The 26,986-nt window shown below is 60.9% G+C and carries 19 protein-coding genes; 6 read left to right on the top strand and 13 right to left on the bottom strand.

All coding sequences use genetic code 11. The annotated features are described in order from the left end of the window. Positions 1-135: 135 nt before the first annotated feature. From LCM4573_RS10255 to LCM4573_RS10265, 3 genes are all read right to left on the bottom strand, one after another. Positions 136-1,110: a threonine/serine dehydratase gene (locus LCM4573_RS10255; RefSeq protein WP_071006173.1), complete on the bottom strand. Its 975-nt coding sequence runs from the start codon at positions 1,108-1,110 to the stop codon at positions 136-138. A gap of 31 nt (positions 1,111-1,141) precedes the next feature. After that, positions 1,142-2,575, bottom strand: coding sequence for an aldehyde dehydrogenase family protein (locus LCM4573_RS10260; RefSeq protein ID WP_071006283.1), 1,434 nt, complete (start codon positions 2,573-2,575; stop codon positions 1,142-1,144). A 69-nt stretch (positions 2,576-2,644) separates the two neighbouring features. After that, positions 2,645-3,382, bottom strand: coding sequence for an endonuclease/exonuclease/phosphatase family protein (locus LCM4573_RS10265; RefSeq protein ID WP_244505287.1), 738 nt, complete (start codon positions 3,380-3,382; stop codon positions 2,645-2,647). Here LCM4573_RS10265 and LCM4573_RS28515 point away from each other — a divergent pair. Then, complete coding sequence (locus tag LCM4573_RS28515; protein ID WP_244505288.1) at positions 3,381-3,560, top strand: hypothetical protein; 180 nt, start codon at positions 3,381-3,383, stop codon at positions 3,558-3,560. The genes LCM4573_RS10265 and LCM4573_RS28515 overlap by 2 nt on opposite strands. Here LCM4573_RS28515 and LCM4573_RS10270 read toward each other — a convergent pair. From LCM4573_RS10270 to LCM4573_RS10280, 3 genes are all read right to left on the bottom strand, one after another. Beyond that, complete coding sequence (locus tag LCM4573_RS10270) at positions 3,557-5,017, bottom strand: phosphatidylserine/phosphatidylglycerophosphate/cardiolipin synthase family protein (RefSeq protein ID WP_071006174.1); 1,461 nt, start codon at positions 5,015-5,017, stop codon at positions 3,557-3,559. The genes LCM4573_RS28515 and LCM4573_RS10270 overlap by 4 nt on opposite strands. Before the next feature lie 75 nt (positions 5,018-5,092). Then, positions 5,093-6,451, bottom strand: a complete 1,359-nt coding sequence (locus LCM4573_RS10275) for an aspartate aminotransferase family protein (RefSeq protein ID WP_071006175.1) — start codon at positions 6,449-6,451, stop codon at positions 5,093-5,095. 142 nt (positions 6,452-6,593) lie between these two features. Beyond that, positions 6,594-8,027: a M20 family metallopeptidase gene (locus LCM4573_RS10280; protein WP_071006176.1), complete on the bottom strand. Its 1,434-nt coding sequence runs from the start codon at positions 8,025-8,027 to the stop codon at positions 6,594-6,596. A gap of 529 nt (positions 8,028-8,556) precedes the next feature. On the opposite strand from LCM4573_RS10280, the gene LCM4573_RS10285 reads away from it, so the two are divergent. The 5 genes from LCM4573_RS10285 (at position 8,557) to LCM4573_RS10305 (ending at position 13,952) form a co-directional block, all read left to right on the top strand. Then, on the top strand, positions 8,557-10,152 hold the full coding sequence (locus LCM4573_RS10285; protein ID WP_071006177.1) for an ABC transporter substrate-binding protein: 1,596 nt from the start codon (positions 8,557-8,559) through the stop codon (positions 10,150-10,152). Positions 10,153-10,313: 161 nt separating this feature from the next. Next, positions 10,314-11,318 (top strand): ABC transporter permease subunit, encoded by a 1,005-nt coding sequence (locus LCM4573_RS10290; RefSeq protein WP_071006178.1) that lies wholly within the window; start codon positions 10,314-10,316, stop codon positions 11,316-11,318. A gap of 15 nt (positions 11,319-11,333) precedes the next feature. After that, positions 11,334-12,251, top strand: coding sequence for an ABC transporter permease subunit (locus LCM4573_RS10295; protein WP_071006179.1), 918 nt, complete (start codon positions 11,334-11,336; stop codon positions 12,249-12,251). A 1-nt stretch (position 12,252) separates the two neighbouring features. Further along, positions 12,253-13,104 carry an ABC transporter ATP-binding protein gene (locus tag LCM4573_RS10300; RefSeq protein ID WP_083347386.1) on the top strand — a complete coding sequence of 284 codons (852 nt, stop codon included), beginning with the start codon at positions 12,253-12,255 and terminating at the stop codon, positions 13,102-13,104. Next, positions 13,104-13,952, top strand: a complete 849-nt coding sequence (locus LCM4573_RS10305) for a dipeptide ABC transporter ATP-binding protein (RefSeq protein WP_071006180.1) — start codon at positions 13,104-13,106, stop codon at positions 13,950-13,952. Before LCM4573_RS10300 ends, LCM4573_RS10305 begins: the two co-directional genes overlap by 1 nt. 25 nt (positions 13,953-13,977) lie before the next feature. On the opposite strand, the gene pbpC is transcribed toward LCM4573_RS10305, so the two are convergent. The 7 genes from pbpC to LCM4573_RS10340 form a co-directional block, all read right to left on the bottom strand. Further along, on the bottom strand, positions 13,978-16,059 hold the full coding sequence (pbpC, locus tag LCM4573_RS10310; RefSeq protein WP_071006181.1) for a penicillin-binding protein 1C: 2,082 nt from the start codon (positions 16,057-16,059) through the stop codon (positions 13,978-13,980). 11 nt (positions 16,060-16,070) lie between these two features. Continuing rightward, positions 16,071-21,515, bottom strand: coding sequence for an alpha-2-macroglobulin family protein (locus tag LCM4573_RS10315; protein WP_071006182.1), 5,445 nt, complete (start codon positions 21,513-21,515; stop codon positions 16,071-16,073). A gap of 132 nt (positions 21,516-21,647) precedes the next feature. Further along, positions 21,648-22,403: an SDR family NAD(P)-dependent oxidoreductase gene (locus tag LCM4573_RS10320; protein ID WP_071006183.1), complete on the bottom strand. Its 756-nt coding sequence runs from the start codon at positions 22,401-22,403 to the stop codon at positions 21,648-21,650. 1 nt (position 22,404) lies between these two features. Next, positions 22,405-23,250 carry a PCC domain-containing protein gene (locus tag LCM4573_RS10325; RefSeq protein WP_071006285.1) on the bottom strand — a complete coding sequence of 282 codons (846 nt, stop codon included), beginning with the start codon at positions 23,248-23,250 and terminating at the stop codon, positions 22,405-22,407. A 25-nt stretch (positions 23,251-23,275) separates the two neighbouring features. After that, positions 23,276-24,913: an acyl-CoA synthetase gene (locus tag LCM4573_RS10330; RefSeq protein ID WP_407071724.1), complete on the bottom strand. Its 1,638-nt coding sequence runs from the start codon at positions 24,911-24,913 to the stop codon at positions 23,276-23,278. Then, complete coding sequence (locus LCM4573_RS10335; protein ID WP_071006185.1) at positions 24,910-26,079, bottom strand: acetyl-CoA acetyltransferase; 1,170 nt, start codon at positions 26,077-26,079, stop codon at positions 24,910-24,912. The genes LCM4573_RS10330 and LCM4573_RS10335 overlap by 4 nt, the downstream gene beginning before the upstream one ends. Positions 26,080-26,098: 19 nt before the next feature. Further along, entirely contained in the window at positions 26,099-26,980 is an 882-nt protein-coding gene (locus LCM4573_RS10340; RefSeq protein WP_071006186.1) for an IclR family transcriptional regulator, read from the bottom strand. Between the last annotated feature and the right edge of the window lie 6 nt (positions 26,981-26,986).

A 26,986-nucleotide genomic window follows, 5' to 3' on the forward strand; every position in this document is an offset into this window, starting at 1 on the left:
CCAATGCTAGCTTATCTCTAGTAAGCCGATAGAGATAAGTTTCTAAGTGGCTGGAGGTTCCGTAGAAAATCTGTTTTCGAGTGGCGGCGATTTCGGCGATTAACGGTTTATTATACTCTGAGGCAAAATCGAGGCTCAACCATCGAACCGATCGAGCGCCATCCGGAAGATATCGGGATCGATATTGCCTCCGGAAGYAACGGCGATCACGGTCTCGCCGAGTGTCTCGCCATGGAAGAGCGCGGCTGCCAGAGCTACGGCTCCACCCGGCTCGATGACGATCTTGAGACGGCTGAAGGCAAGGRCAACCGCGTGGAGCGCCTCATCTTCGCTAACGACGATGCCCGGACCGCAAAGCCGTGCCATGATCGGGAAGGTGATGTTGCCCGGCTGCGGCGTGATGATCGCATCACAGAGCGAACCGGAAACCGAAGCGTTGCGCTCGATTCTACCGGATGCGAGCGAACGGGTGATATCGTCGAACCCCCGGGGTTCGCACGGGCGGGTCCGAAGCTGTGGTGCCCTTGCCTCAAGCGCGAGCGCTATGCCGGAGATGAAACCCCCGCCGCCTGAAGGCACCAGCACTTCGGCGCCGCCGATGCCCTGCTCCTCGGCCTGTTCCGCAATCTCAAGCCCCGCCGTGCCCTGTCCGGCGATCACTAACGGCTCGTCGAAAGGCTTGATAAGCGTCAGCTCTCGCTCCTGGGAAAGCTTTGCGCCGATCGCGTCGCGATCTTCGCTCGCTCGGTCGTAGAGAACGACCTCGGCGCCGTAGGCCCGGGTATTCTCGATCTTGATGTGCGGCGCATCCGAAGGCATGACGATGACGCTTGGAATACCGTGCATCCTCGCCGCCAGCGCAATGCCTTGCGCGTGATTGCCGGACGAAAACGCGATGACGCCTTTCGCTTTCACTTGCGGCTCGAGCGCTGAAATCGCCGACCATGCGCCACGGAACTTGAACGAGCCGGCGTGCTGTAGGCATTCCGGTTTCACGAAGATCCGCCGCCCGGCAATTTCGTCCAGGAATGGGGAGGAAAGCAGGGGCGTAGAACGAATATTGCCGCCCAGACGTTTCCGGGCGGCTTCGATCATGGCGATGTCGGTCATGCGAGTATCCGAGGTGAAATGCCCTATCTGGTCAAGCCAGCGTATAGGCGGTTTTCACGACCGTAAAGAACTCTGCGGCATATTTGCCCTGTTCGCGCGGACCGAAGGAGGATGCCTTGCGGCCGCCGAACGGTACGTGAAAATCGACGCCCGCCGTCGGCAGGTTGACCATCACCATGCCGGCCTCCGAATTGCGCTTGAAATGCGTCGCATACTTGAGGCTGGTCGTCGCGATACCGGCCGAGAGGCCAAACGGCGTGTCATTGGCGACCGCCAGTGCTTCCTCGTAGTCCTTGACGCGGATGACAGAGGCGACCGGCCCGAAGATTTCTTCTTGGCTGATGCGCATCTGGTTCGTGGCTTCGGTAAACAGCGCCGGCTGAAGGTAGAAGCCGGGCGTCTCGCGCTTCAGCACTTCGCCGCCGAAGGCGAGCTTAGCACCCTCCTTCTTGCCGATGTTGATATAGTCGGTGTCCTGCTTGAGCTGCTTTTCATCGACGACCGGACCGATATGCGTGCCCTGCTTCAGGGCATTGTCGATCGTGAGCGTCTTCAGCTTCTCGGTGAGCGCCGCGACGAACTTGTCATGAATGCCTTCGGTGACGATCAGCCGCGAGGAAGCAGTGCAGCGCTGGCCGGTGGAGAAGAAGCCGGAATTGGCAGCAGCTTCCACGGCGACGTTGAGGTCCGCGTCGTCAAGCACGACCATCGGGTTCTTCCCGCCCATTTCGAGCTGGAACTTCCGGTTATGCTCGATCGAGGCCAGAGCGACACGCTTGCCGGTGCCGGTGGAACCCGTAAACGTGATGCCGGCGAGATCCGGACTGTCGAGCATGGCCTGGCCGACCACGGAGCCGCGGCCCATGACAAGGTTCAACACGCCCTTCGGCAGGCCGGCGCGATGCAGGATATCGACGATCGCCCAGGCACAGCCCGGCACAAGATCGGCCGGCTTGAGCACAACGGTATTGCCGTAGGCGAGCGCCGGTGCGATCTTCCAGGCGGGAATGGCGATCGGGAAGTTCCAGGGCGTGATGATGCCGATGACGCCAAGTGGTTCGCGAGTGATCTCGACGCCGATGTTCGGGCGGGCCGAGGGCACCACTTCGCCTGTCAGGCGCAGCGTCTCGCCGGCGAAGAAATCGAAGATCTGGGCTGCCCGGATCGTCTCGCCGATCGCTTCCGGCAAGGTTTTACCCTCTTCGCGGGCCAGCAGATTCCCGAGTTCTTCCTTGCGGGCGAGTATCTCGTCGGCAGCCTTCTTGAGGATCGCATGCCGCTCGAGGATRCCCGAACGGGACCATGCAGGGAATGCAGCTTTCGCGGCCGCGATCGCCGCCTTGGCATCTTCCGCGCTGCCCTGTGCGTACATGCCGACAACATCATTGGTATCGGAAGGATTGATGTTCTTAGAAGCTTCGCTCCCAACCCATTCGCCGTCGATCAAATTCTGGTAGATGGTCATGCTCGGCTCCTCTCGCTTCATCGATGGCTGCTGCTTTACGATGCCAGGGCCGAGCATTCAATAGTATGACTAAATGTTTTCCTCGACGGCGCGCAAAGACCCCGATGCGGAGGCCCCTCCCAGCTTCACCAGGGCCTTGACGGGAAGGTGGTCGGAAGCAAGCCGTGCAAGGGGACTGTCATGGGCTTCGACGCTTTCGATGAGTCCTGGCCTGTTTGCCATGATGCGATCGAGCGCCAGTACCGGCAGGCGGGAAGGAAAGCTCGGGATCGCAGGAGGCAGGCCGAAAACGGTGGCGAGCGTGTTGAGCGAGGACCGATCTCCGAGCCGCCATTCGTTGAGATCGCCGAGCAGGATGGTGGGCTGCTCCTCGCGAGAACGCAGGATATCGATGATCATCCGCGTCTGCTGATGGCGCGACCGATGAAGCAGACCGAGATGTGCGGCGATTATCCTCAGCGCGCGACCGTTGTTGAGCTCCAGTTCCGTGATCAGCGCGCCACGCGGCTCAAGCCCCGGCAGTTTCACCTGGTGGACGTCGCGCACCAGCCCCTCCCGAAAGAAGACGGCATTGCCATGCCAGCCATGCGCCTTGGAGACCCCCAAAAGCGGTACGGGAAACAGTCCCGCCTCCCGCTCCAGCCATGTGAGGTCCAGCAGGCCGCGGCGCTCTCCGAACCGGGTATCGGCTTCTTGCAATGCGATGAGATCCGGCGCGATTTCGCGAATGACGTGGCTCGTGCGGGCGGGATCGAACTTGCCGTCCACGCCTACGCATTTATGCACGTTATAGGAGGCGATCAGCATGCTGGCGGGATCGCGCAGCGGGGTGCTTCCTCTACCGCCGCGATTCTTCCTGTCACGGATTGAAGCGATGATCCTTGCCGGAAGAGTGTCGCCTTTTTTTCGCATGACCGTCATTACGTTCGCAGATGCACAAAAATATAGAAGGTTTGGCCCGCCGGGCCAGCAGTTTCGCATTTAAAGGTAGGGAGACCCGAGCCACAGCACCCGTCCGATAAGCCGGACCGGGAACGGCCGCGATCGCAGGCCCTCCAGCGTCACTTCCGTTGCTGAGGAAATGGCGAGATCGATCCTTCGTTCCAGCGCCTCGGCAAAAGATCGATCGAGAACTTCCAGATCAACCTCGAAATTCAGACGCAGGGAGCGCGGGTCGAGATTGGAGGAACCCACATAGGACCAGCATCCGTCGATCACTAGAAGCTTGGAATGATTGAAAGGCCCGGATGCCCTCCAGATGCGGCAGTAATTCTTGAGCATCTGGTCGAACTGAGCAGTCATCGCCTGGTCGACCAGAACAAGATTGTTCGCAGTCGGAACGACGATATCCACCTCGACACCACGCCTGGCGGCGGTGACGAGCGCCGTGATGAGTTCGCGGTCGGGCAGGAAATAGGGGGAGACGATACGGATAGAGGAGCGTGCCACGGAAAAGGCTCCCATCAGCATCTTATGGTTGGTCTCCACGCTGCGGTCCGGCCCGGAGGAGACGGCACGGATAGCTACCGGCGACCCCGGTTCCGTGCTTGGCGGCAGGAGCTTCCAGGCTTCGCCTTCCAGCACCTCGTCCGTCGCGAAGCGCCAGTCGGCGGCAGCGATCGCGAAAAGATCCCCCGCCACGGGTCCGGTGACACGGAAATGCGTGTCGAAGGCGCATTTGTTACCGCTCATCTCACTCGAAAAGCCCTCGCGAATATTCATCCCACCGGTAAACGCGATGCTCCCGTCGACCACCATGATCTTCCTATGCGTGCGCAGATTGGCATAGGGAAGCCGCAATCCCATGATGACATTGCCGTTGAAGACATCTGAGGTGACGCCTCCTTCGCGCAGCATTCCCAGAACGCTCGGCACCGAATATCGGGCGCCCACCGCATCGATCAGCACCCGCACCGTCACGCCCCGTTTGACTGCGGCGATCAGGGCATCGACGAAACGGTGACCGATCCTGTCGCGATCGAAGATATAGGTTTCGAGAATGATGCTGCGGCTGGCTGTGTCGATCGCCTTCAGCATCGCACCATAGGCTTCGTCGCCGGTATCGAGCAAGGTGATCGTGTTGCCGCTCGTCAGCCGATGACGGGTTACCCGATCACCGAGCGTTTTCATGGCGCGAAACCGATTGCCGAACTTCTWGGCCGTCATCTCGCCCGTCACGTCATAGGAGGCGACGTGGTCTCTGATATAGCCCTGTACGTCCGAGCGGCGGTCGCCGATGACATTGCGGCGGATTCGATTGATACCGGCTATGAGATAGAGCAACGCCCCGATAATGGGCGAGAGCACGATGATGCCGACCCAACCGATCGCGGAACGAACCTCCTCCTTGGTCATCGCGGCATGAATCGCCGCCGCCGTCCCCGCCAGGACCGAAACAGTGAAGAGTATATGCGGCCAGTAGGTTTCTGCGAGTTCCAGCATGACGCGAAGATATAGGTACGCGCACAGCCTGCGCAATCGGAGCCGGAACAAAGCTTGTTCCGGCTCCGCAGCACCTCAGGCAGTGTCGAGCTGTTTCGCGAAAGCGTCGAGCGAGGCTTCGAAGGTATCGAAGATGAAGTCGATTTCCTCTTCCGTGACGATGAGCGGCGGGCAAAGCGCCAGCGAATCCCCGATCGCTCGCGAGATCAGCCCCTTCTCCAGCATCACCGAAAACAGCTTCGGACCGAGCTGCCCAGCGCTGTAGCCCTCGCGAGGCTTGAGCTCCAGCGCTCCGATAAGACCGACACCGCGCGCTTCGATCGCCAGCGGATGGTCCTCCAGTGCCTTCAGTCTCTTCAGGAAATGCGGGCTCAGTGCCCGAACATTGCCGACGAGATCGCGCTCCTCGATGATGGCAATGTTTTCCAATACGACCGCCGCCGCGACAGGATGGCCGGCAGCGGTGACGCCGTGGCCGAAAGTGCCGATCCTGGCGGATTCGTCGGCCAGAGGACCGTAGACAGTCTCGTTGATGAGAAGCGCGGAGATCGGCTGATAGGAGGAGGAAATCTGCTTGGAAAGGGTGATGATATCCGGCTGCATGGCATAGGTTGTCGTGGCGAACATCTCGCCGGTGCGCCCAAAGCCGCAGATCACCTCGTCGGCGATCAGCAGGATGTCGTATTTCCTCAACACTTTCTGGATCGCTTCCCAATAGCCGGCCGGCGGCACGATGACACCGCCGGCGCCCATCACCGGTTCGCCGATGAAGGCGGCAACAGTCTCCGGCCCTTCCTTGAGAATGAGGTCCTCCAACTCCTGGGCGCAGCGCTGCACGAAGGCCGCTTCCGTTTCGCCCTCCTGCTTGAAAGCGCGATAGTGCGGACACGACGTATGCAGGATACCGGCGATCGGCAGATCGAAGGAGCGGWGGTTGTTCGGCAGGCCCGTCAGACTGGCGCTGGCGATGGTGACGCCGTGATAACCCTTCACGCGCGAAATGATCTTCTTCTTCTCCGGTTTGCTCAGCGCATTCGACCGGTACCAGACAATCTTGACCGCCGTGTCGTTGGCCTCCGATCCTGAATTGGTGAAATAGGCCTTCGACATGGGAACCGGGGCCATCTGGATCAGCTTTTCGGCAAGATCGACAGACGGTCCGTGAGTCCGGCTCGTGAAGGTGTGGTAATAGGGCAGCTTCGCCATCTGGCGCGCCGCAGCCTCGACCAGCCGGTTCTCGCCGAAGCCGACCGCCACGCTCCAGAGGCCGGACATGGCTTCCAGATACATCTTGCCGTTGTTGTCGTAGACATAGACTCCCTCGCCCCTGTCCATCACCAGCGAGCCGTCGCGCTCGAGCGCTCGGGCATTGGTGTAGGAGTGGAGCTGATAGGCCTTGTCCCTGGCTTCGATGGAATTCGGCTGAATGGTCACGACGATCTCCTGTGAGATTTGCTGCGCGTTCGGTCTTCATGCGCATATAAATCTCATAGGCGTAAACACGGACCTTTGACAGCCCGTGCCTGTGAATTCGGCCGTCCTTTCGTTCAAAATAATTGACACAAGGAACCTGCTGTCATTTTGCGGTCATCGCCTCGATTGGCGGCTTGGCACCCTCCGGAATCGGGCTCGTGTATTCCTGTCCCTTCCGGCGCTTCTTGAGATCCGCCCAGGCGGCCTCCCGGAGCTGTTCACTTTCAAGTGCGGCCAGACCCGTGGCGRCAAGCGCCTTGGCGGCCGAGATCATACCCTTGTGGGCTAGCGCACTCTGGCCTTGGGCAACCGCCTGCCAGGTATGGAGCTGCGTGCCGATCGCATGCGTCGCGCCATAGGCCTGCACGGTCGGAACTACCCAGCTCACATCGCCGACATCAGTCGAGCCGCCCATCTGGCGAACTTCGTTATGCGGCGGCAGGATGAAATCCGTAAGCGCGATGTCGCGCTGTTCGAGCTTCTCCTGCGCCCAGCTCGCAGCAATGTCCTCGGCGGTCAGCGTGCCGCGGATCTGCTCTGCAAAGGCGAGATCGGCCTCATCGAATTCCGGCGGGCCCAGGCTTTCCCAGATGTCCTGCATCGCATCCATCAGCGGCGTATTGACCATGAGGTTGGAAACGCCGGAAAGTATCGTGCTCTCGACCTTTGTTTCCGTCATCAGCGCGGCCCCCTCGGCCACCTTCTTGACCCGCTCGATCAGGGAGATGAGACCGGGCAGCTCGGGTGAGCGCACGACATAGCGAACCTTGGCGTGCGCCTGGACGACATTGGGGGAGATGCCGCCGGCATCGAGGACCGCATAGTGGATACGGCAATCCGACGGCATGTGCTCGCGCATGTAGTTGATGCCGACATTCATCAGCTCGACGGCATCGAGCGCGCTGCGCCCGAGCTCGGGAACTGCCGAAGCATGAGCGGCCCGCCCCGTGAAGGTGAAATCGATACGGCAATTGGYGAGCGAGGTTTCGCGCTGGACCCCGGCAAAATTGCTCGGATGCCAGCTGATGGCGATATCGACATCTTCGAATGCTCCGGCTCGCACCATGAAGGCCTTTGCGGCGCCCCCCTCTTCGGCGGGGCAGCCGTAATAGCGCACACGGCCGGGCGTGCCGGTCTTTTCCAACCAGTCCTTCAACGTAGTCGCGGCAAGAAGCGAGGCTGCGCCGAGAAGATTGTGCCCGCAACCATGGCCGTTTGCGCCCGCCGTGACGGGATCGACCTGGGCAACGCCCGCCTTCTGGCTCAATCCGGCAAGCGCATCGTATTCACCGAGCAAAGCAATAACGGGGCCGCCTTCGCCAGCTTCGCCGATCAGCGCGGTTGGAATGCCGGCGACGTTTTCGGTGATCCGGAAGCCCTGCGCCTCCAGCATCTCGCGATGGGCGGCCGCCGAAAGCGTCTCCATGTAGCAGGTCTCCGGCGTCTCCCACACCCGGTCGCTGAGTTCGGTAAAGACCTCCTTCTTCTTGTCGATGAGGTCCCATATGAGCGGGCGATTGGAGCTGCCTGTCGTCATGAAATATCTGCCTTGGCTAACGTGGTCTGCGGTGGGAGGGGTGGACCGTATCCCATTCTTTTCGCCTCGGGAATGCGGCCAATCCCGAAAATTAAGGATTCGGCAGCCTTGACGGCACGCAGAAAGCGCAAGCGGAGGCGCTCTCTGCAATTGTCACGCGGTGGTGTCTCGACAAGTCAATCATAATCGCTATGCTCCGCCGCATGGTCCGACGGTGACTTCGCAGAACAATAAAAAACGGCAAAAACGTTTGGGTGAACTGCAGAAACTGGGGAAATTTTTCCACAATACATCTCGGACGTAAAAATTTGGGGGTAGCCCCGAATTCAAAACGATGGGAAGAGTTTGCAGAATTCGCGACCACCTTCCCGAGAAGGGAAAGCAGCAGTCGGCCGGTCGGTGCAGCATTGAACGGCCAGGAGGTGAAGAAAAGAACAATGCCACTTGAGGCGCCAAGGGAGCGCGCCACTTGAAAAAAACGAAATCAACCTGACCGGCTTTTGCCGGCAAAGGTATTGGGAGACTAGTCATGAAAGTCAAACTCGCACTTGCCGCAGCGCTTCTGTCGGCAACGTTCTTCGCAAGCGCAGCCAGCGCGAAAACCTTCGTCTATTGCTCCGAAGGTTCTCCGGAAGGCTTCGATCCGGGCCTTTACACCGCCGGCACCACCTTCGACGCTTCGGGCCATCCGATCTACAGCCGACTGCTGGAATTCGAACCCGGCACAACCAAGCCGGTTGCCGGCCTCGCCGAAAGCTGGGAAATCTCTGAAGACGGTACTGTCTATACTTTCAAGCTGCGTTCGGGCGTGAAGTTCCAGACGACGGACTTCTTTACCCCTACCCGCGAGCTGAACGCCGATGACGTGGTGTTCTCGATCGGCCGCCAGATCAAGACGGACGATCCGTGGCACCAGTACGTCCCCGGCACCTCCTGGGAATATGCGGCCGGCATGGGCTTCCCTGATCTCATTAAGTCGATCGAAAAGGTTGACGATCTCACTGTCAAGTTCACTCTGAACCGTCCGGAAGCACCCTTCCTCGCCAACCTCGCCATGCCTTTCGCTTCGATCATGTCGAAGGAATATGCTGACAGCCTCGACGCCGCCGGCAAGAAGGAACAGCTGAACCAGATGCCGGTCGGCACTGGTCCGTTCACCTTCGTCGGCTATCAGCAGGATGCGGTGATCCGCTACAAGAAGAACGCCGACTACTGGGGTCCGGCTCCGAAAATCGACGATCTCGTTTTCGCGATCACGACGGATGCTTCCGTTCGCTATCAGAAGCTTAAGGCTGGCGAATGCCACCTGATGCCCTATCCGAACGCTGCCGACGTTGAGTCCATGAAGGCCGATCCGAACCTCACGGTTCTTGAGCAGGAAGGCCTGAACGTCGCCTACATGGCGTACAACACCACCCAGGCTCCTTTCGACAAGGTAGAAGTCCGCAAGGCGCTCAACAAGGCAATCAACAAGAAGGCGATTGTCGACGCTGTCTTCCAGGGCATGGCAACGCCGGCCAAGAACCCGATCCCGCCGACCATGTGGTCTTACAACGACGCGATCGAGGACGACAGCTACGACCTAGACGCTGCCAAGAAGATGCTCGAGGAAGCCGGCGTCAAGGACCTTTCCATGAAGGTCTGGGCCATGCCCGTATCGCGCCCCTACATGCTGAATGCCCGCCGCGCAGCGGAGATCATCCAGGATGATTTCGCCAAGATCGGCGTGAAGGTCGAGATCGTCTCCTACGAGTGGGCTGAATATCTCGAGCGCTCCAAGGCGAAGGATCGCGACGGTGCTGCCATCCTCGGCTGGACCGGCGATAACGGCGACCCGGACAACTTCCTCGATACGCTGCTTGGCTGCGACGCAGTTGGCGGCAACAACCGCGCTCAGTGGTGCAATGAGGAGTTCAACTCGCTCGTGAAGAAGGCAAAGACCACAGCGGACCAGGAAGAGCGCACCAAGCTGTATGAAGACGCTCAGGTCGTCTTCAAGCGCGAAGCTCCCTGGGCAACGCTCGACCACTCCCTGTCCATCGTTCCGATGCGTAAGGGCGTGACCGGCTTCACCCAGAGCCCGCTTGGCGATTTCACCTTCGAAGCGGTCGATATTTCCGAATAATAGCCGTTTCTTAGCATTTTTTGCCGCGGGGCGCGTTGCGTTTCCCGCGGCAATTGCTTTATGAGACCCGGAAAAATGTGGCGGAGACGCCTCAATTGCCGCACTCATGGCTTGACAAGGCCATGAATCGGTCAAGAACCAAAAACCATCGAAGGTTTCGAATGTTTGGCTTTCTCCTGCGGCGGCTCGCCGTATTGATCCCAACTTTCCTTGGGGTCTCCATTATCGCCTTTTCCTTTATCCGACTTCTGCCGGGCGATCCCGTCGCCCTCCTTTCCGGCGAGCGTGTGATGTCGCCGGAACGCCATGCCCAGATCAGCGCGCAGCTCGGTCTCGACCGTCCGCTGGTCGTGCAATATTTCGACTATCTCGGCGGCGTGGTGACCGGTGACTTCGGCTCTTCCATCGTTTCCAAGCAGCCGATCCTGGATCAGTTCCTCGCACTCTTTCCGGCAACGGTCGAGCTTTCCATCTGTGCCATCATCATCGCCATCGTTCTCGGCATTCCTGCCGGCGTGATTGCGGCGATCAAGCGCGGCTCCTTCTTCGACCAGTCGTTGATGGGCATTGCGCTCGTCGGCTATTCCATGCCGATCTTCTGGTGGGGCCTGCTGCTCATCATCCTCTTCTCCGGCATCCTGCAATGGACGCCTGTCTCCGGCCGCATCTCTCTGATGTTCTTCTTCCCGCCGGTCACCGGCTTCATGCTGATCGACTCGCTGCTTTCCGGTCAGAAGGGTGCCTTCGCATCGGCGCTCAGCCACCTCGCGCTGCCCTCGATCGTGCTTGCGACCATTCCGCTTGCGGTCATAGCCCGCCAGACCCGGTCGGCCATGCTGGAAGTGCTCTCCGAAGACTACGTTCGTACCGCGCGCGCCAAAGGCCTGTCGCCATTCCGCGTGGTCGGCATCCATGCTCTTCGCAACGCCATGATCCCGGTCGTGACGACCATCGGGCTGCAGATCGGCGTCATGCTGGCTGGAGCTATCCTCACGGAGACGATCTTCTCCTGGCCAGGCATCGGCAAATGGATGGTCGATAGCGTCTTCCGGCGCGATTACCCGGTCATCCAGGGCGGTCTGCTTCTGATCGCCGGCATCATCATGTTGGTCAATCTCGTGGTCGATCTGCTTTACGGCCTGATCAACCCGCGTATCCGCCACTAGAAGGAAAGAAACCCCATGGCCGATACTCTCATCGACAAGGCACCCGAGGCGGCTTCGACCGCCCAGCTTCGCCGCCAGATGCTCAAGGAGTTCTGGTTCTACTTCTCCGAAAACCGCGGCGCCGTGATCGGCCTGTTCGTTTTCCTCGCACTCGTCGTCGTCGCTGTGCTGGCGCCGGTAATCGCTCCGCACTCGCCGTTCGAACAATACCGTGATGCGGTTCTGGTGCCGCCGGTCTGGACGGACGGCGGCCGCGCCAGCTTCCTGCTCGGCACCGATGCTGTCGGCCGCGACATTCTCTCGCGCCTGATTTACGGAGCGCAGTACTCGCTGTTCATCGGGGTTTTCGTCACGACGCTTTCGCTCACCGGCGGCATTCTCGTCGGCCTTATCGCAGGTTACTACCGCGGCTGGGTCGACACCGTCATCATGCGTCTGATGGACATCATCCTGGCCTTCCCGTCGCTCCTGCTCGCACTCGTGCTTGTCGCGATCCTTGGACCTAGCCTGACCAACGGCATGATCGCCATCGCGCTCACCTTGCAGCCGCATTTCGTGCGCCTCACGCGCGCCGCGGTGATGTCGGAAAAGACCCGAGACTATGTGACGGCTGCGCGTCTCGCCGGCGCCGGTCCGCTGCGGCTGATGTTCCGCACCATTCTGCCGAACTGCACCGCACCGCTGATCGTGCAGGCGACGCTGTCCTTTTCGAACGCCATCCTCGATGCCGCCGCCCTCGGCTTCCTCGGCATGGGCGCCCAGCCGCCGGCGCCCGAATGGGGCACTATGCTCGCCGAAGCTCGCGAGTTCATCCTGCGCGCGTGGTGGGTAGTCACGTTCCCCGGCCTCGCAATCCTCATCACCGTTCTTGCCATCAACCTGATGGGCGACGGGCTGCGCGATGCGCTCGACCCGAAACTGAAGAGGTCCTGACATGGCGCTTCTGCAAATCGACAATCTGACCGTCGAATTCGAAACTGCGAACGGCTGGTTCAGAGCCGTGGACGGCGTGTCCAWATCCGTCGACAAGGGCGAAGTGCTGGCAATCGTCGGCGAGTCCGGCTCCGGCAAGTCCGTCTCCATGCTTGCGGTTATGGGCCTGYTGCCTTGGACTGCGAAGATCACCGCCGACCGGATGCTCTTCGAAGGTCGCGATATCCAGAACATCGATCCGGCCGAACGGCGCAAGCTGATCGGCAAGGATATAGCGATGATCTTCCAGGAGCCGATTGCGAGCCTCAATCCGTGTTTCACGGTTGGCTTTCAGATCGAGGAAGTTTTGCGCATCCACCTCGGCCTCGGAAAGAAGGAGCGCCGCGCCCGCGCGATCGAGCTCTTCAAGCTGGTCGGCCTGCCGAATCCGGAGGAGCGGCTGGGTCATTTCCCGCATCAGATGTCGGGCGGGCAGTGCCAGCGCGTGATGATTGCGATCGCGATTGCCTGCAATCCGAAGCTTCTGATTGCCGACGAGCCGACCACCGCGCTTGACGTGACGATCCAGAAGCAGATCCTCGATCTCCTGATGTCCCTGCAGGCGAAGAACGGCATGGGCCTCATCATGATTACCCATGATATGGGCGTCGTAGCCGAGACCGCTGACCGGGTGGTCGTGCAGTACAAGGGCCGCAAGATGGAGGAGGCCGACGTGCTTTCCCTCTTCGAGAGCCCGAAGAGCAATTATACCAAGGCGCTGCTCGCCGCCTTGCCGGAAAACGCGACAGGCGATCGGCTCACCACCGTATCTGCCTTCTTCGACGGCACRCCCGAGCCCGCGGAGGCACGCTGATGACCGATACCCTGACCAAGAACACCATGCTCGAAGTGCGCAGCATCAAGCGCGACTACGAGCTGCCCGGCGGTCTTTTCAAGCCGAAGAAGACCATCCATGCGGTGAAGGGCGTCTCCTTCTCGCTGGAGCGCGGCAAGACGCTGGCGATCGTCGGTGAATCCGGTTGCGGCAAGTCCACTCTCGCCCGCATGCTGACCTTCATCGACGAGCCGACCTCCGGCGAACTCTATATCGACGGCGACAAGATCGACACTCGGCCCGGCCATCTCACGCCCGAGATGCGCCAGAAGGTGCAGATCGTTTTCCAGAACCCCTATGGCTCGCTCAACCCACGCCAGAAGATTGGTGACGTTCTCGGAGAGCCGCTGGCGATCAACACCAAAATGAGCGCTGCCGAGCGGCGCGACCGTGCGACCGAAATGCTTACAAAGGTCGGTCTCGGTCCGGAGCACTACAATCGCTACCCACACATGTTCTCCGGTGGCCAGCGCCAGCGCATCGCGATCGCCCGCGCGCTGATGTTGAACCCGAAGCTGCTCGTGCTTGACGAACCGGTCTCGGCCCTCGACCTTTCTGTGCAGGCCCAGGTTTTGAACCTTCTCGCAGACCTGCAGGACGAGTTCGGACTCACCTATGTCTTCATCAGCCATGACTTGTCCGTCGTGCGCTACATCGCCGACGAGGTGATGGTGATGTATTTCGGCGAGGCGGTGGAATACGGCACGCGCGACGAGGTCTTCTCCGACCCGAAGCACGAGTATACGCGTACCTTGTTCAAGGCGACCCCGCGGGCGGATGTGGACTCGATCCGGGCCCGCATCGCCAAGAAGAAGGCGGCGGCCTGACACTTCCTCCTTGAGGGAAGGCGAGTTACTCCACGAAGATCCTGACGCTGGCGGCGCGGCCGGCAGCGTCGATCACCGTCAATGTCGAATATCCTGCACCGTCCGGCATCCACTGGCTGGTGCGACGGCGGGAAATCTCCGCAAGCGGCCTGCCGTTGGCAAGCCACCGGAAGGGCGCGCGGCCGCCCTGCAATTTAAGCGCCAGCGGCGAAATCTCTCCCGAACGAGCACCAAGATCGATCCTTGCCCCTTCCGGGGGGTAGACGATCTGAGGCGCCCGTTCGCGGATCGACGCGGAAATCAGACCGCTCGATGTCGTTGAAAAGCGTCGTTGGCTGATCGGCAGCTCGGACGGCGCAATCCGCATTGCGCCCGCGGGGGCGGCAGGCAGCGGTGTAATCGGAACGCCTGACTTCGAGAAGGCTTCGAAGAGGATCGGCGCCGCCGTCTGGTAACCGGCGATCCCCGGAACCGCGCCATTGTCTGGCCGGCCGACCCAGACGCCGAGCACATAGCGCCCGTCGAAACCCACCGACCAGGCGTCACGATAGCCGTAACTCGTTCCGGTCTTGTAGGCGATGCCGAGCCTGCGGCTGCCTTGCGGCGGCAGGACATCGGAAAGAATGTCGGCGACATGCCATRCCGCCTGGGGCTCCAGCAGCGGCTCGCCATCGACCATGCCGGGCTGATCCTCTATGCCGTTACCGAGCCGCAGCGGCTGGCCGCGATTGGCAAGCGCCGCATAGGCCTGCACCAGATCCTTCAATGTGATGCCAACGCCGCCGAGCCCGATCGCCAATCCTGGCGCCTCGTTGGGCGGCAGGACCGGCCGCACCTCCGCTCGACGGAACCGCAACATCAACCGCGAGGGACCGACGGCATCGAGAAGCCGCACCGCCGGGACATTAAGCGACAATTGCAACGCCTGGCGGACACTGACATCGCCCTGGTAGCTCATATCGAAATTCTTCGGCCGGTAACCGAAGAAATCCGCCGGTCGGTCTTCGATAATCGTCTCCTGGCTGACCAGCCCCTGCTCGAAGGCAAGGCCGTAGATGAAGGGCTTCAGTGTCGAACCCGGCGAGCGATGGACGCGCGTCATGTCGATCCAGCCGGAACGGCTCGCATCGAAATAATCGGCCGATCCTACTTCCCCGACGATCGCGCCCGTCGTGATATCCGCCATCACCATGGCGACGGAAACCCGCGGACTGAGCTTGGCGGCCGCCTCGAGCACAACCTGCTCCAGCCCTTGCTGAATGCTGCGCTTCAATGTTGTGACGTGACGGCCTGACCTCGGCTCCCTACGGATCGCAGCTTCCGCCAAATGCGCCGCATAGGCCGGCAGCTGGAGGCGCTGCGTGGGAATAGCATCGCCTCCAGCACGATCGGCTTCGCCATCTCCCAATACGTCCTCGACAGCCGCTCTCATCAGCACGCGTTCGCGGGCAATCTTTGCAGTTTCGAAATGCCGGTCCGGCCTTCGTCCCTCCGGTGACTGCGGCAGGGCAACGAGCAATGCCGCCTCCGCCACCGTCAGCCGGCGCGGCTCCTTGCCGAAATAGGCGAGACTCGCTGCCCGCACCCCTTCCAGATTGCCGCCATAGGGAGCATGGGTGAGGTAGAGTTCGAGTATCTGCTGCTTGCTCAGCCGACGCTCAATCTGAACCGCACGAACGAGTTGGAGCAGCTTGGCGGAAAGCGAGCGGGTTTCGCGTGGCTCGATCAGCCGCGCCACCTGCATGGAAAGCGTCGAGGCGCCGGAGACCACGCGACCGTTGGTGACGAATTGCAAGGCGGCACGCCCGACCGCCAAGGGATCGACACCTGAATGATCGAAGAAGCGCTGATCCTCATAGGCCACCAGCATCGTCAGGAAGCGCGGATCGACATCCCCGACCGAAGTTTTCAAGCGCCAACGGCCCTCCGGCGTCGCGAAAGCGCGCAACAGCTGGCCGTCCGCATCCAGCACCTCAGCGGAGACCACACCCGCCTTCTCGAGCGGCGGTGGAAAAGCCTTGTCGGCAGCATCGAGACCGAAGGCGATCCCTGCCAGCACGGCAAGGGCGACCCCGGAACCGGTCAGGATTTTCCGCTGGAGCCTCATTTTCCGGGACCTTATTGCGCCGCCGATACCTCCATGCGGCCTGTCGCGGTGCGAGCCGAAAATTGCGGGCGGTACATGTCTTCCACATTCGCCGCCGGATGATCATACGTACCCGGAGTTACGGCGCGGACGACATAGGCCAGCGTAATCTCGCGATTGTCGCCGGTATTGCGGTTGAAGGCCGCTACGAACCGATCGTTGCGAAACTCCGTATGCGCCGCCTCCAGCTCGCCGATCCAGTCGAAATTGGAAAGCTGCGCACTGCTGACGAGGCTCGGATTGTCGATCTGGAAACCGGCCGGAAGCAGATCCTGAACGAGGATGCGCGAAGGCCAGTCATTGGTTTCGGTAATCGTAAGCACCACGACATAACGCTCGTTCTGCTTCGCTTCGGTAACATTCGCCACCTCGCCATCCATTGTGTAATAGGTGCGCTCGATGGTGAAGCCGTCGCCACCCGCCGGCAGCGGCTCGGCAGGGGCGGCGACGGTTGTAACCGCCGCCTGCAATGGGTCGCCACTGTCGTTGCGGATGGTCAACGGATGGTCGAGGAGTGTGTCTCCCGACATTTGCGACATCAGCGTGCCGTGATGTTCGGCGCCGTTGACGTCTAGCCGCAGACTATCGTCACCATTCTGAAGCGCACGAGCTGCAAGGAGCATCCAGGTCTGCTCCTGCGTGCTGGTATAACTCTTCTCCCGCCATTCCTTGGCAACGATATCGGCAAGAGGAGCAACGATCGGCGGTACCGGCCGGCTTTCGGCGGCCAGGGCCAAAACCGCAGCCCCGTCTCGTAGCGACGAACCGTAGTCGGAACGGGCAAGGCTCACCTTTTGAACCTGCGCCTGCTCCGACATCTGCAGCGAATCCGCGAAAATAGTGCGGGCGCGCTGCTGATCTCCATAGAGCGATAGCGCCGCCGCAATATGTGCCTTGGCAAGCGGCGTCGGAAAATCGCCGAGTGATGCATCCGCATAATAACGCAGGTCGCTGATCGCAGCCTTGCGGTTGCGCGCAAGCACATAGAGCGCATAGGCGATCTCATTGCCCTGGTCGCCCACATTGTTGGTATAGCCCAGCGTATTCTGCAGGCTTTCCAGTGCTTGTACCAGCGCCTGTTCGGGCACTTCGTAGCCCTGTTCTCGGGCCCGGGTGAGGAAGTCCGTCACATAGGCATCGAGCCAGAGATCGCCGTCGCCCGGTCCCCAGAGGCCGAAACTGCCGGCGGACGATTGGTAGGACAGCACGCGGTGGATGGCATCCTGAACCCGCTTCTTCACCTCGGCATCGTCGGCCAGGCCGTTCTGCGTCGCCATTTCGCTGAGATAAAGCAGAGGCAGCGCCTGGCTGGTCGTCTGCTCGGCACAGCCATAGGGATAGCGGCTGAGGCTCATCAGCAATGCCGGAATATCGAAGGCGCTGGAGCGGCTGACATTCAMCGCGACGGAGGCTCCGGGCAGGATGCTGTCCGCCAGAAGGTCACCATTCACCGTCAGGCTGTTGCCGGATGCAAGCGAGATGAGGCGCCGCGTCGTAACCGGCAGCACCCCTGGGCGGATGGGAATATCCAGCGCCTGATCCAGCGAAAGGCCGGAAGCGTTCGAAAGACGGATGAAGACCGTGCCGTCGCCCGGCTCCACGCCGGTCACGGGCATGGTAAGATCGAGCTTGCCGCCCGCCTGAAGACTAATGGTTTGCTCCGCCCCCTGCTCGACTGCGACCGCATCGTTTGTAGCAATTTCCAGTCTGTAGTCGCCGGCCGGCGCATCGGTATTGGCGATGTCGAGCCGCAGGTTCGCCTTGTCGCCAGGCGCAAGGAAACGCGGCAGGCTGGCGGTGATCACCACCGGATCACGGATTACCACATCCTTCACCGCATGACCGACACCGCTTTTCGACCATGCGACAGCCATCACGCGGGCCGTCCCGTTGAACTGCGGAATGTCGAAGGAGACGTTTGCCCTCCCCTGAGCGTCGAGCTTCACTGGGCCCAAGAAAAACGCGAGCAGTTTCTCCTTGGGTGGGTTGCCCTGCATCGCCATGCTGCCGCCGTCGCCACCGGTCCGCAACCGCCCGGTCGCACCAAGTGAACCGTCGATCAGCCGCCCATAGAGATCACGGATTTCGAGCCCCAACCGCCGCTGGCCGAAATACCAGTCATCTGGCGCGGGAGGCTCGTAGCGGGTGAGGTTCAGGATGCCGACATCGACGGCAGCGACCGTCACGTAGGCATCCTCATCAGCACCGGCACCCGCCACCTGAACCGCAATGTCGAGCGGTCTGCGCGGCATCGTCTGCTCCGGTGCATCCAATGAAATCTGGAGATCACGATCGGCAGGATCGACCTTTAGCCAAGTGATACCGATGGAGCGCATCGGCATACGGCTTTCCTGCGCCACGCCGGGACGGAATAAGGTAGCCGTGATATAGGAACCGGCACCCCATTCAGCGGTCACGGGAATCTCCACCTCTCCGCCTTCCGCGCCAATGCTGACCGTCTTTGCCGAAATCAGCTCTTCGGCACCTGCGATCACCATCAGCTCCCCCGCATAGCGAGAGGAAACCTTGAGCTTGGCCGTTTCCCCAACCGCATAGCTCTGCTTGTCGAGCGYGATTTCCAGCGCGTCCGGCGTCTCCGTGGACGTCGCGGTGACGAACCAGCCGGCGTCGAACTCGACGCTGGAGGCCGGCCCGCCGGCATCGGCGGTTTCCACCTCCAATCGATAGCGCCCCCAGTTGACCGGAACGGAGATTTCGCCGCCATCCGCCGTCACGTCCAGCGTGCCGTTGGAAACCTGGCTGGTGCGGGTGACGGGCTCGTAACGCCAGGAATTCCCATCGCGATACCACTGATAGTCCCGGTCGATCTTGATGAGCTTCCAGGAGAGGGCCTGCATGGCCTGTTTCTGGCCGGCGGTGTCCACGCCGATGACGTGAAATTTTCCGACAGAATTCTCTGCCAGGTCGCCGGAAAATTCCGGTTTGATGCCGATCCGCGCATCCTCGGCCTTCACCGGCAAGGTCAAGGTACGCTCCACGGCACGCCCACCCGCTTCTTGCATGCGCACCACGATGTCGGCGGTGACGAGCTGCGTCGTCGACGGCGCTTCGGTGACGGAAACATCGAAGCGTGCCTTCCCCTGATCGTCAAGGACCGGGAGAGCATCGAGGGGAATACGCGCCGCCTCATTGGCCTCTTCGTCCGCCAGGCCGAACTGATAGCCAGGGAAGGAAGCATTCTGCCTGGTTGTCTTCAGCACCATCTCGCCTTCGAGATTAAGCCCGGCAGCAGGCGCGCCATAGAGATATCGCCCGTCGATTTCGACCGGTACGGGCGTGCCGACCGAGATATCCTTGGCTTCGCTCGTCATGTCGAACTCAATGCGGTCCGGGACGAAGTCATCCACTAGGAAAGGCTTTTCGCCGATTGGCGAACCCTTGGGGTCTGTGAAGACCTGCATCGTCCACGTGCCACGCATCGCCGTCTGCTGCAGGGGCAGGTCGAGCGCGTAACCGCCGAGGGCACCGGTACTGACCACGCGGCGGTCCTCGACTCCATCCGGCCGCAGGAAGACGAAGGTCAACGGCAGGTTTTCAATTGCAGCGGCATCGACATCGCGAGCAAGCGTGGAGGCATGAACCGTTTCGCCGGGTCGATAGATGCCGCGCTCGGTCCATGCAAGAAGATCGATCGCACCGGGCGCGGGCCGGCCGGTAACGCCACGGTCTGACAGATCGAAACCGGCGCGGGTCATGTCAAGGAAGACATAGTCCTCGTCGCCGTTCCTTGCGGTCATCATGGCAGGCGCCATGCCGGACGTGCCGCGCGTCAGTCCGGCGGTGAAAGTGGCGCGGCCGTCTGCATCGGTCGTCGCGGTACCGAGAATCTCGTTATTGCGGGCAAGAAGCTGCAATTCGACACCGGCAAGCGGTTCGGCCGAGCCGAGCGACCGGGCAAAGACGTTGAGGCCATCCGTACCCGTATATGTGGAGAGCCCGATATCGGAAACCACGAACCACTGCGTTGCCTTACTGCTCCATTCCTGCGAAACGGCGTTGGTGACGGCAGCCGTCAATACATAGACGCCGGGCTTTCGGGTTGGCAGCACCTCGTCGACAGGAAAGCTCGTCGTCACATCCTTGTTGAGATCCTGCGCAAGATCGATCGTACCCTGCCAGACCAGTTCGCCGCTTTCCGTCTCGATCCGCGACGCACCATAGCCATCCATCTGGGTGAGGAACTGCGAATTGGTGAGCAGCGAGACGATGTTGCGATCGCCGATGCGGTAGAGCTTCAGATCCGCGCTTTCGGTATTGACCGAGACGATGGGAATGCCGCGACGCGCGGTGGATGGCAGAACGAAAGCATCGCCTGTAAAACGCACCGCCGGCGATCGATCCTTCACATAGAGATCGAGATCGACCTGCGCTTCCAGCGGCTCATCGACCGACGATGGCAGGCCACGTCGGAACGAAAGCTTGAGGCGCTGACCATGCGTCAATCCCTCAACGCATATCTGATTGTCCTTGGCCTCCATTGCTTTGGGCGCCTGCCCATCGACCACGACGAAAGGCGCATAGTCGGTGTTCTTCACCAGAGCTTCGGAAAACTGCACGCAGGCGCGCGGATTGGCGCTCTCGGCATCGATCGTATTGCCGACGATACGAAAGCCCTGCCGCTCGCGCAGATCGTTATAGGCGGCCTGAACGGTACGGGCATTMACAAGCGCAAGGCTCTGCTTATAGGCCGTCAACGCAGAGCGGTAATTCTCCTGTTTCGCCAGCCCTGCCGCCAAAACCGCAAGCGCGTCGGCCCTCTTCTGTGTGGTGCGGGTAAGCTGATAGCCGTTGACGGCGGCAAGAACGCCCCGCGCCGTCGCATCGCTATTGCCCTCAGCCGTGCCGGCCGCGCGCGCCATCTCTATCCAGAGGTCGCCGTTTTCCCGCTGGATCGAAAGTGCGCCCTGGAAATTGTAGAGCGCCGTGTCGACATTGCCGGAGAGGAGCTCGTTTTGCGCTATCGTGCGCAATTCTTCCGCACCGTAACCTTTCTGGTTGTCTCCGAGCGTGAGGTCTTCCTTCTGCTTGCGCGCCTGCTGCAGCAAATCCTCGGAAAGGAAGGAGAGTTTGGGCGCGGCACCAATATCCGGCTCTGCAGCCACCTCCATGATCTTGCCGGCAACGGCGCCGGGGAAGCTGTTGAGCTGGTTGAAATCGGATTTGAGGAAGCACCACCGCGCTTTGACGTTGTAGGTGAAGGCCTTGCAGGCATTGTCGCCGATGCAGACGGCTTCACACTCAGCCTGGCTGACATTCTGCACAGTGCGCAGATCGAAACCGAAATAATCGCCATTGGGTGTGGTCTCGATCCGCCGCTCCGCGGCGATCACAGGCGGCATAAGGCCAAAAACAGAAAGAACGAGAGCGGAAAAGCCGATAAACGCGCGCTTAGACATGATGTCCTCCCCGTCGCTGGCGTTCTATGCTCGCACTTTTCTAATTTACTTTCGCAATGTCAACGCGCCGCAGCGGTTGCAGCTCGAGATTTTCATGAGGGTTTTGCTGCAAGGGACGGTTGCTCGGGTTGCTCAATTCATCAGGCCGGCAGCGGTAAATCCGCCGTCGACCGAAAGAACCTGACCCGTAACGTAGGAGGACTGCCGCCCGTCGATCAGGAAGGCGATCGCGGACGCAATCTCCTCCGGCCGGCCATAGCGACGCATCGGCACCGTGCGATGCCATTCCTCGCGTGTCGCGGCGGTGTGGTTTTCCTTCACCATCGGCGTCTCGATTGGTCCCGGCGCGATGGCATTGACGCGAATGAGGTCGTCGGCGAGCTCAACCGCCATGATCTTGGTCAGAGTTATCAATGCGCCCTTGGACGCACCGTAGGCCGAACGGCCGAGATTGCCCTTGATGCCGGAGACGGAGGCGATATGCACGATCGAGCCTCCGCCGTTCTCTTTGAGGAGCGGCGCCAGTGCCTGTGAAAGAGCAAATGCTCCCACGACATTAACCTCGTAAATGCGCCGGAGCTGTTGGGCGGTCGTGTCGAAAAAGCGGGTGTTGGCGGCAATGCCTGCACTGTTGACCAAAGCCATGAGCGGCACCGCAAGCTCTCGGCAATGGCCGGCAAGACGGGAAACCGCCTTCTCGTCGGTAATATCGATTGCCACYGGGGTCATCATGGCAGCCTTGTCGTCGAGCCGATCCGACAATCGGTCGAGGGCAGAAGCATCGCGATCGGCCGCAACCACATGCCAGCCCGCTTCGACCAGCATTTCGGCGGTCGAAAACCCGATCCCCGACCCCGCTCCTGTGACGACCACGCTCCCCCGAGCCATATCAATCCTCCCGGTTTTCGATAATGACGAGTTCGAAGGTGACGCCGACCGGATTTTCGCACCGAGCAAGCCGGCCGTCATAAATGACACCGTCAGTGTCCACCACGGCTACATCGAGCCGCGCCCGCAGGCCTTCATCAGTCCGTTCCAGCACGCCGTTTTCGATATCGATTTCCGTTGCGATGCAGTTCACCCGTCGACCGTCCTCGAAGACCGGTTCATAGATACTGCCGATGCCGTGGATGCGAGCGCTTTCGATGCCGGCTTCGGCGCAAGCATCTTCGACCGCGGTCACGATATTCTCGTTCGGCCGGACGCGAAGGAGAATGCCATTGCCGCTTCCACTCTCACCCTTGGCCGAAAACAGGGTGAAATTGGTTTCCGGATCCGGGATGGAAGAGAAAGTCGCAACCGCGCTTCCATGACCTCTTACCCGGATCGGGCGGCTTACGACGCTGTCGAATGGCAGCACATGGCCCATGCGCGACCTTCCCTCACCCGTATCCCAGATACCATGACAATGGAGGAAGGGCGCGCCGTCACGCTCGCCGACCATCGCGGTCGCAGCAACGAACCTGCCGCCTGCCTCGGGCGCATGGGTTTCGCTGTACCAGGCAGCGTGTTCCTCATCCGGAGAAAGTGCCGGCAGCACATAGCGGAAAGGATCGCAGGCACCGCCTTCGATCGTCACATAGCCGCCAAGACAACCAGCTTGCGCAAAGACCCGCGCGATCCCGGCCATGAAGGTCTCACCAGGCCGGAGCTCTCCTTCGACCTGCTTCAGGACGGTGCTGACCGCTTCCCGCCGAACTTCGGCGATCGGGCCGGGGTGCCTGATTTGCCGCATTGCGGATGATTCCTTCCGTGCAGCATCAGCCATCGATCTCGCCCCGCTTCTGCAATTCCTCCCGGATCATCTTCTTGGTGATCTTGCCATAGGCCGATTTCGGCAGGGCTTCCCAGAAAACGAAGCGCTTCGGCATCTTGTAGCGGGACATCTTGCCGTCGATGAACGCGAAGAGTTCTTCCTCGGTGACGGATGYCCCCGGCTTCGCGACACAGACGGCATAGCCTACCTCACCCCAAAGCGGATCGGGCACACCGAGTACCGCGACTTCGCTGATCGCGGGATGGGTAAGAAGCTTTTCTTCGATCTCGCGCGGATAGACGTTGGAGCCGCCGGAAATATACATGTCGGAAGCGCGGCCAGTGATATAGAGGAAACCTTCCTCGTCCATGTGCCCGAGATCGCCGGTGCGGAACCAGCCGTTGCGGAATGCCTTCTCATTGGCTTCCGGGTTATCGTAGTAGCCGGCAAAAACGGCCGGACCGGTGCAGCAGATTTCACCGGTCTCATTGGGCGCCAATTCATCGCCGGCATCATTCTGGATCGAGACCTGCATGCCGGTCCGCTCCATCCCGCAGGTGCCTATCTTGACGTTCTCCCCATCTTCGGCCGAATGCAGCGCAGGCGGCAGCACGGTGATCGCGCCGGTCACCTCGCCGAGCCCGAAATACTGCACGATGACGGGTCCGAGCGCCTTCAGCGCCCGCTTCTGGTCCTCACGGTACATCGGCGCCCCGGCATAGATCACATAACGCAACGAGGAATGATCGTATTTCTCCGCCGCCGGATGCTCGATCAGCATCTTCAGGATCGTCGGCACGGTGAACATGGTGGAGACATGCCATTTCTCGATCAGCGCCCAGGCGGCGTCAATATCGAACTTCTCGGTCGGCAGCAGGATCGTCTTCACCCCATGCGCCACCTGTGTSAGCTGATGCACGCCGGCACCATGGGAAAGCGGTGCCACGACGAGCGAGGCATCCACGGAAGTGACCCCAGGCATCAGATCACAGAGATGGTTGTTGATGACGAAAGCCATCTGGCCATGCGTCAGAACGGCAGCCTTGGGTCGCCCGGTAGTACCCGACGTAAAAAAGAACCAGCAGGGATCGTCGCGATCGACCGCTGCCTCCACGGGCTTGCGGCCGCGGAATTCCTCGACCAGCCCATCATAGGATTGGCCGAACCCAGCTTCGCCGATCACAACAACGAATCCGACATCCGGGTTGTTGCTGAGAACCGCCTCCGCATGCTGCGGAAAGGATGCATTGCAGATCATGCCCGTCGCACCGCTTGCCTTGGCAAGATAAGCGACCTCCTCCGGCGTCTGCCGAAAATTGGTGGGCACCCAGACGGCGCCGATCCGGAAGCAGGCGAACATGGATTCGAACATCTGATTGCAGTTCTGCGACTGCACCAGAACGCGATCGCCCTTGGAAACCCCGAAACGCTCCTGCAATACGGTCGCCATGGCATCGATGCGCGCGTCGAATTCCGCCCAGGTCCAGGTCTTCTCCCCCCAGACGAAAGCAATGCCCTGCGGATCGCGTCGCATGGACTGGGTGACGAAGCGGGCGAGATTCATGACCCGGGTGGAGCGCGGCAAAAGTCCACCCTTCGGTTCCGCCTTACTCTCCACGCTGGCCGAGGCAATCATGTTCATTTCGCTCGCTCTAGGATCGAGACGTAGTTGGCGACCGCAGCACCACCCATGTTGAAGACACCGGCAAGCGAGGCTTTCGGCACCTGCATTTCGCCCGCTTCGCCGCAGAGCTGCATGGCCGCCATTACATGCATGGAAACGCCGGTCGCACCGACCGGATGCCCCTTGGATTTCAAGCCRCCGGAAGGATTGACTGGCAACCTGCCATTCTTTGCGGTGATGCCTTCCCGTATGACACGATGCCCCTCGCCGGGCTTAGCAAGCCCCATTGCCTCGTATTCGATGAGCTCGGCGATCGTGAAGCAGTCATGCGTCTCCACGAAGCTCAGGTCATAAAGCGACACGCCGRCCTCCTCCAGCGATTTCTGCCAAGCCAGGCGTGCACCGTCGAAAGCAATCGGGTCGCGACGCGACATCGCCAGGATATCGTTGACATGGTTGCGCGCCCGAAAAGCCACCGCCCGGTTCATGCCGGCCGCGACATCCGGATGCGCGAGCACGAGGGCCGCCGCACCGTCCGACACCAGCGAGCAGTCCGTGCGCCGAAGCGGCGGTGCGACATAGGGGTTCTTGTCGGAAACCGTATTGCAGAACTCGAAGGAGAAATCCCGCTGCATGTGGGCATAGGGGTTCTTTACTCCATTCGCATGGTTCTTCGCGGCGATCATCGCCAGTTCCTCGGAACGGTCGCCGTAGCGTTGGAAGTAATTGCTCGCGATCCGGCCGAACAGGCCGGCAAAGCCGCCCTCCACATCCGCTTCCTCTGCACGGAATGAAGCGGAAAGCAGTACGTCACCGGTTTCCTTGGTCGGTAGCGACGTCATCTTTTCCGCTCCGACGACGAGCGCGATCTTGCCGCGACCGGAAGCGATGAGGTCGAGTGCCGAATAAATCGCTGCCGATCCGGTAGCGCAGGCATTTTCCACCCGCATGGCAGGCGTATGAGTAAAACCATCTGCCGCCATGGCGACCAGCGCGCCCTGGAAATCCTGCTTGGTGAAGCCGTTGTTGAAAACCCCGACGAAAATGCCGTCGACATCCTTGGCGTCGATGCCCGCATGGGCGAGAGCCGGATTGACGACCTCCGCCATGAGTTCACGGGTGGTGGGCGCTTCGGATTTCCCGAATTTCGAATGGGCCCAACCGACGATCTGTGCCTGTGTCATGACCTTGTCTCCTTTTCGGCTAAACGCGTTCGGGCACTTTCCGTGCCGGCTGYCGCGACAATCTTCCGGCCGTAGCTCTCTCTGAATTGAACAAAGCCTTCAGCTTCCCCTGGATACGGTCGACCTCTATCCGCAGCAGGTCGGCAAGCTCGGCTTGCCTCGCAGGCCCCATGCGGCTGTCGATAGCGGCGATCGACAGCGCTCCGGCAAGACGGCCGTCGGGAAGCAGGATCGCCATACCGATCCCCCAGGAATTCGCAACCACGCGGCCCGGGTTGATCGCGTAGCCTGCCTCACGGGTACGGGCGACATCCTCAAGAAGAATAGCCGGCGAATAACCAGGATATTGCCGCGTTATGATTTCCTGGGTTCGTTCGATGATCGCCTTCACCTCAGCATCCGAAAGTGCCGCCAGCATGGCGAGCGACCCGGCTCCCACGCCGAGCGGGTTCTGGTCACCGGTGAGCAGCGCATGAGTCCGCACCGGGTACGTTCCCTCCTCACGATGCAGGCACACGGCATAATCATCGCGCCGCATCGAGACAAAGCTGGTATCCGCAGTGACCGACGAAAGCCGTTTCAGGCTCTCGCCGGCCATCTCCAGGAGACCGTGCCGACGCGAAGCCAGCATGCCGAGCACATAGAGTTCCCCGCCGAGATAGTAGCGGCGGGTCATCTCGTCCTGCTCGACAAGACGGGAGCGCATCAGGGCCATCAGCAATCGCCTCGCCGTGGGCTTGTTGAGGCCGCTGCCGACCACCACCTCGCCCAGCGTGACGCCGGTCTCGGCGCCACGCCCGACRATCGCCAGAAGCTGCAACGCTCTTTCGACGGCCTGCGCTCCCGAACCGGAAGCGATAGTACCCCTGACAGCCGACAGCTCTTCTATGCTGGCCTCCATATGCGC

The organism is Rhizobium sp. LCM 4573 (assembly GCF_001854865.1).
Classification (GTDB): domain Bacteria; phylum Pseudomonadota; class Alphaproteobacteria; order Rhizobiales; family Rhizobiaceae; genus Neorhizobium.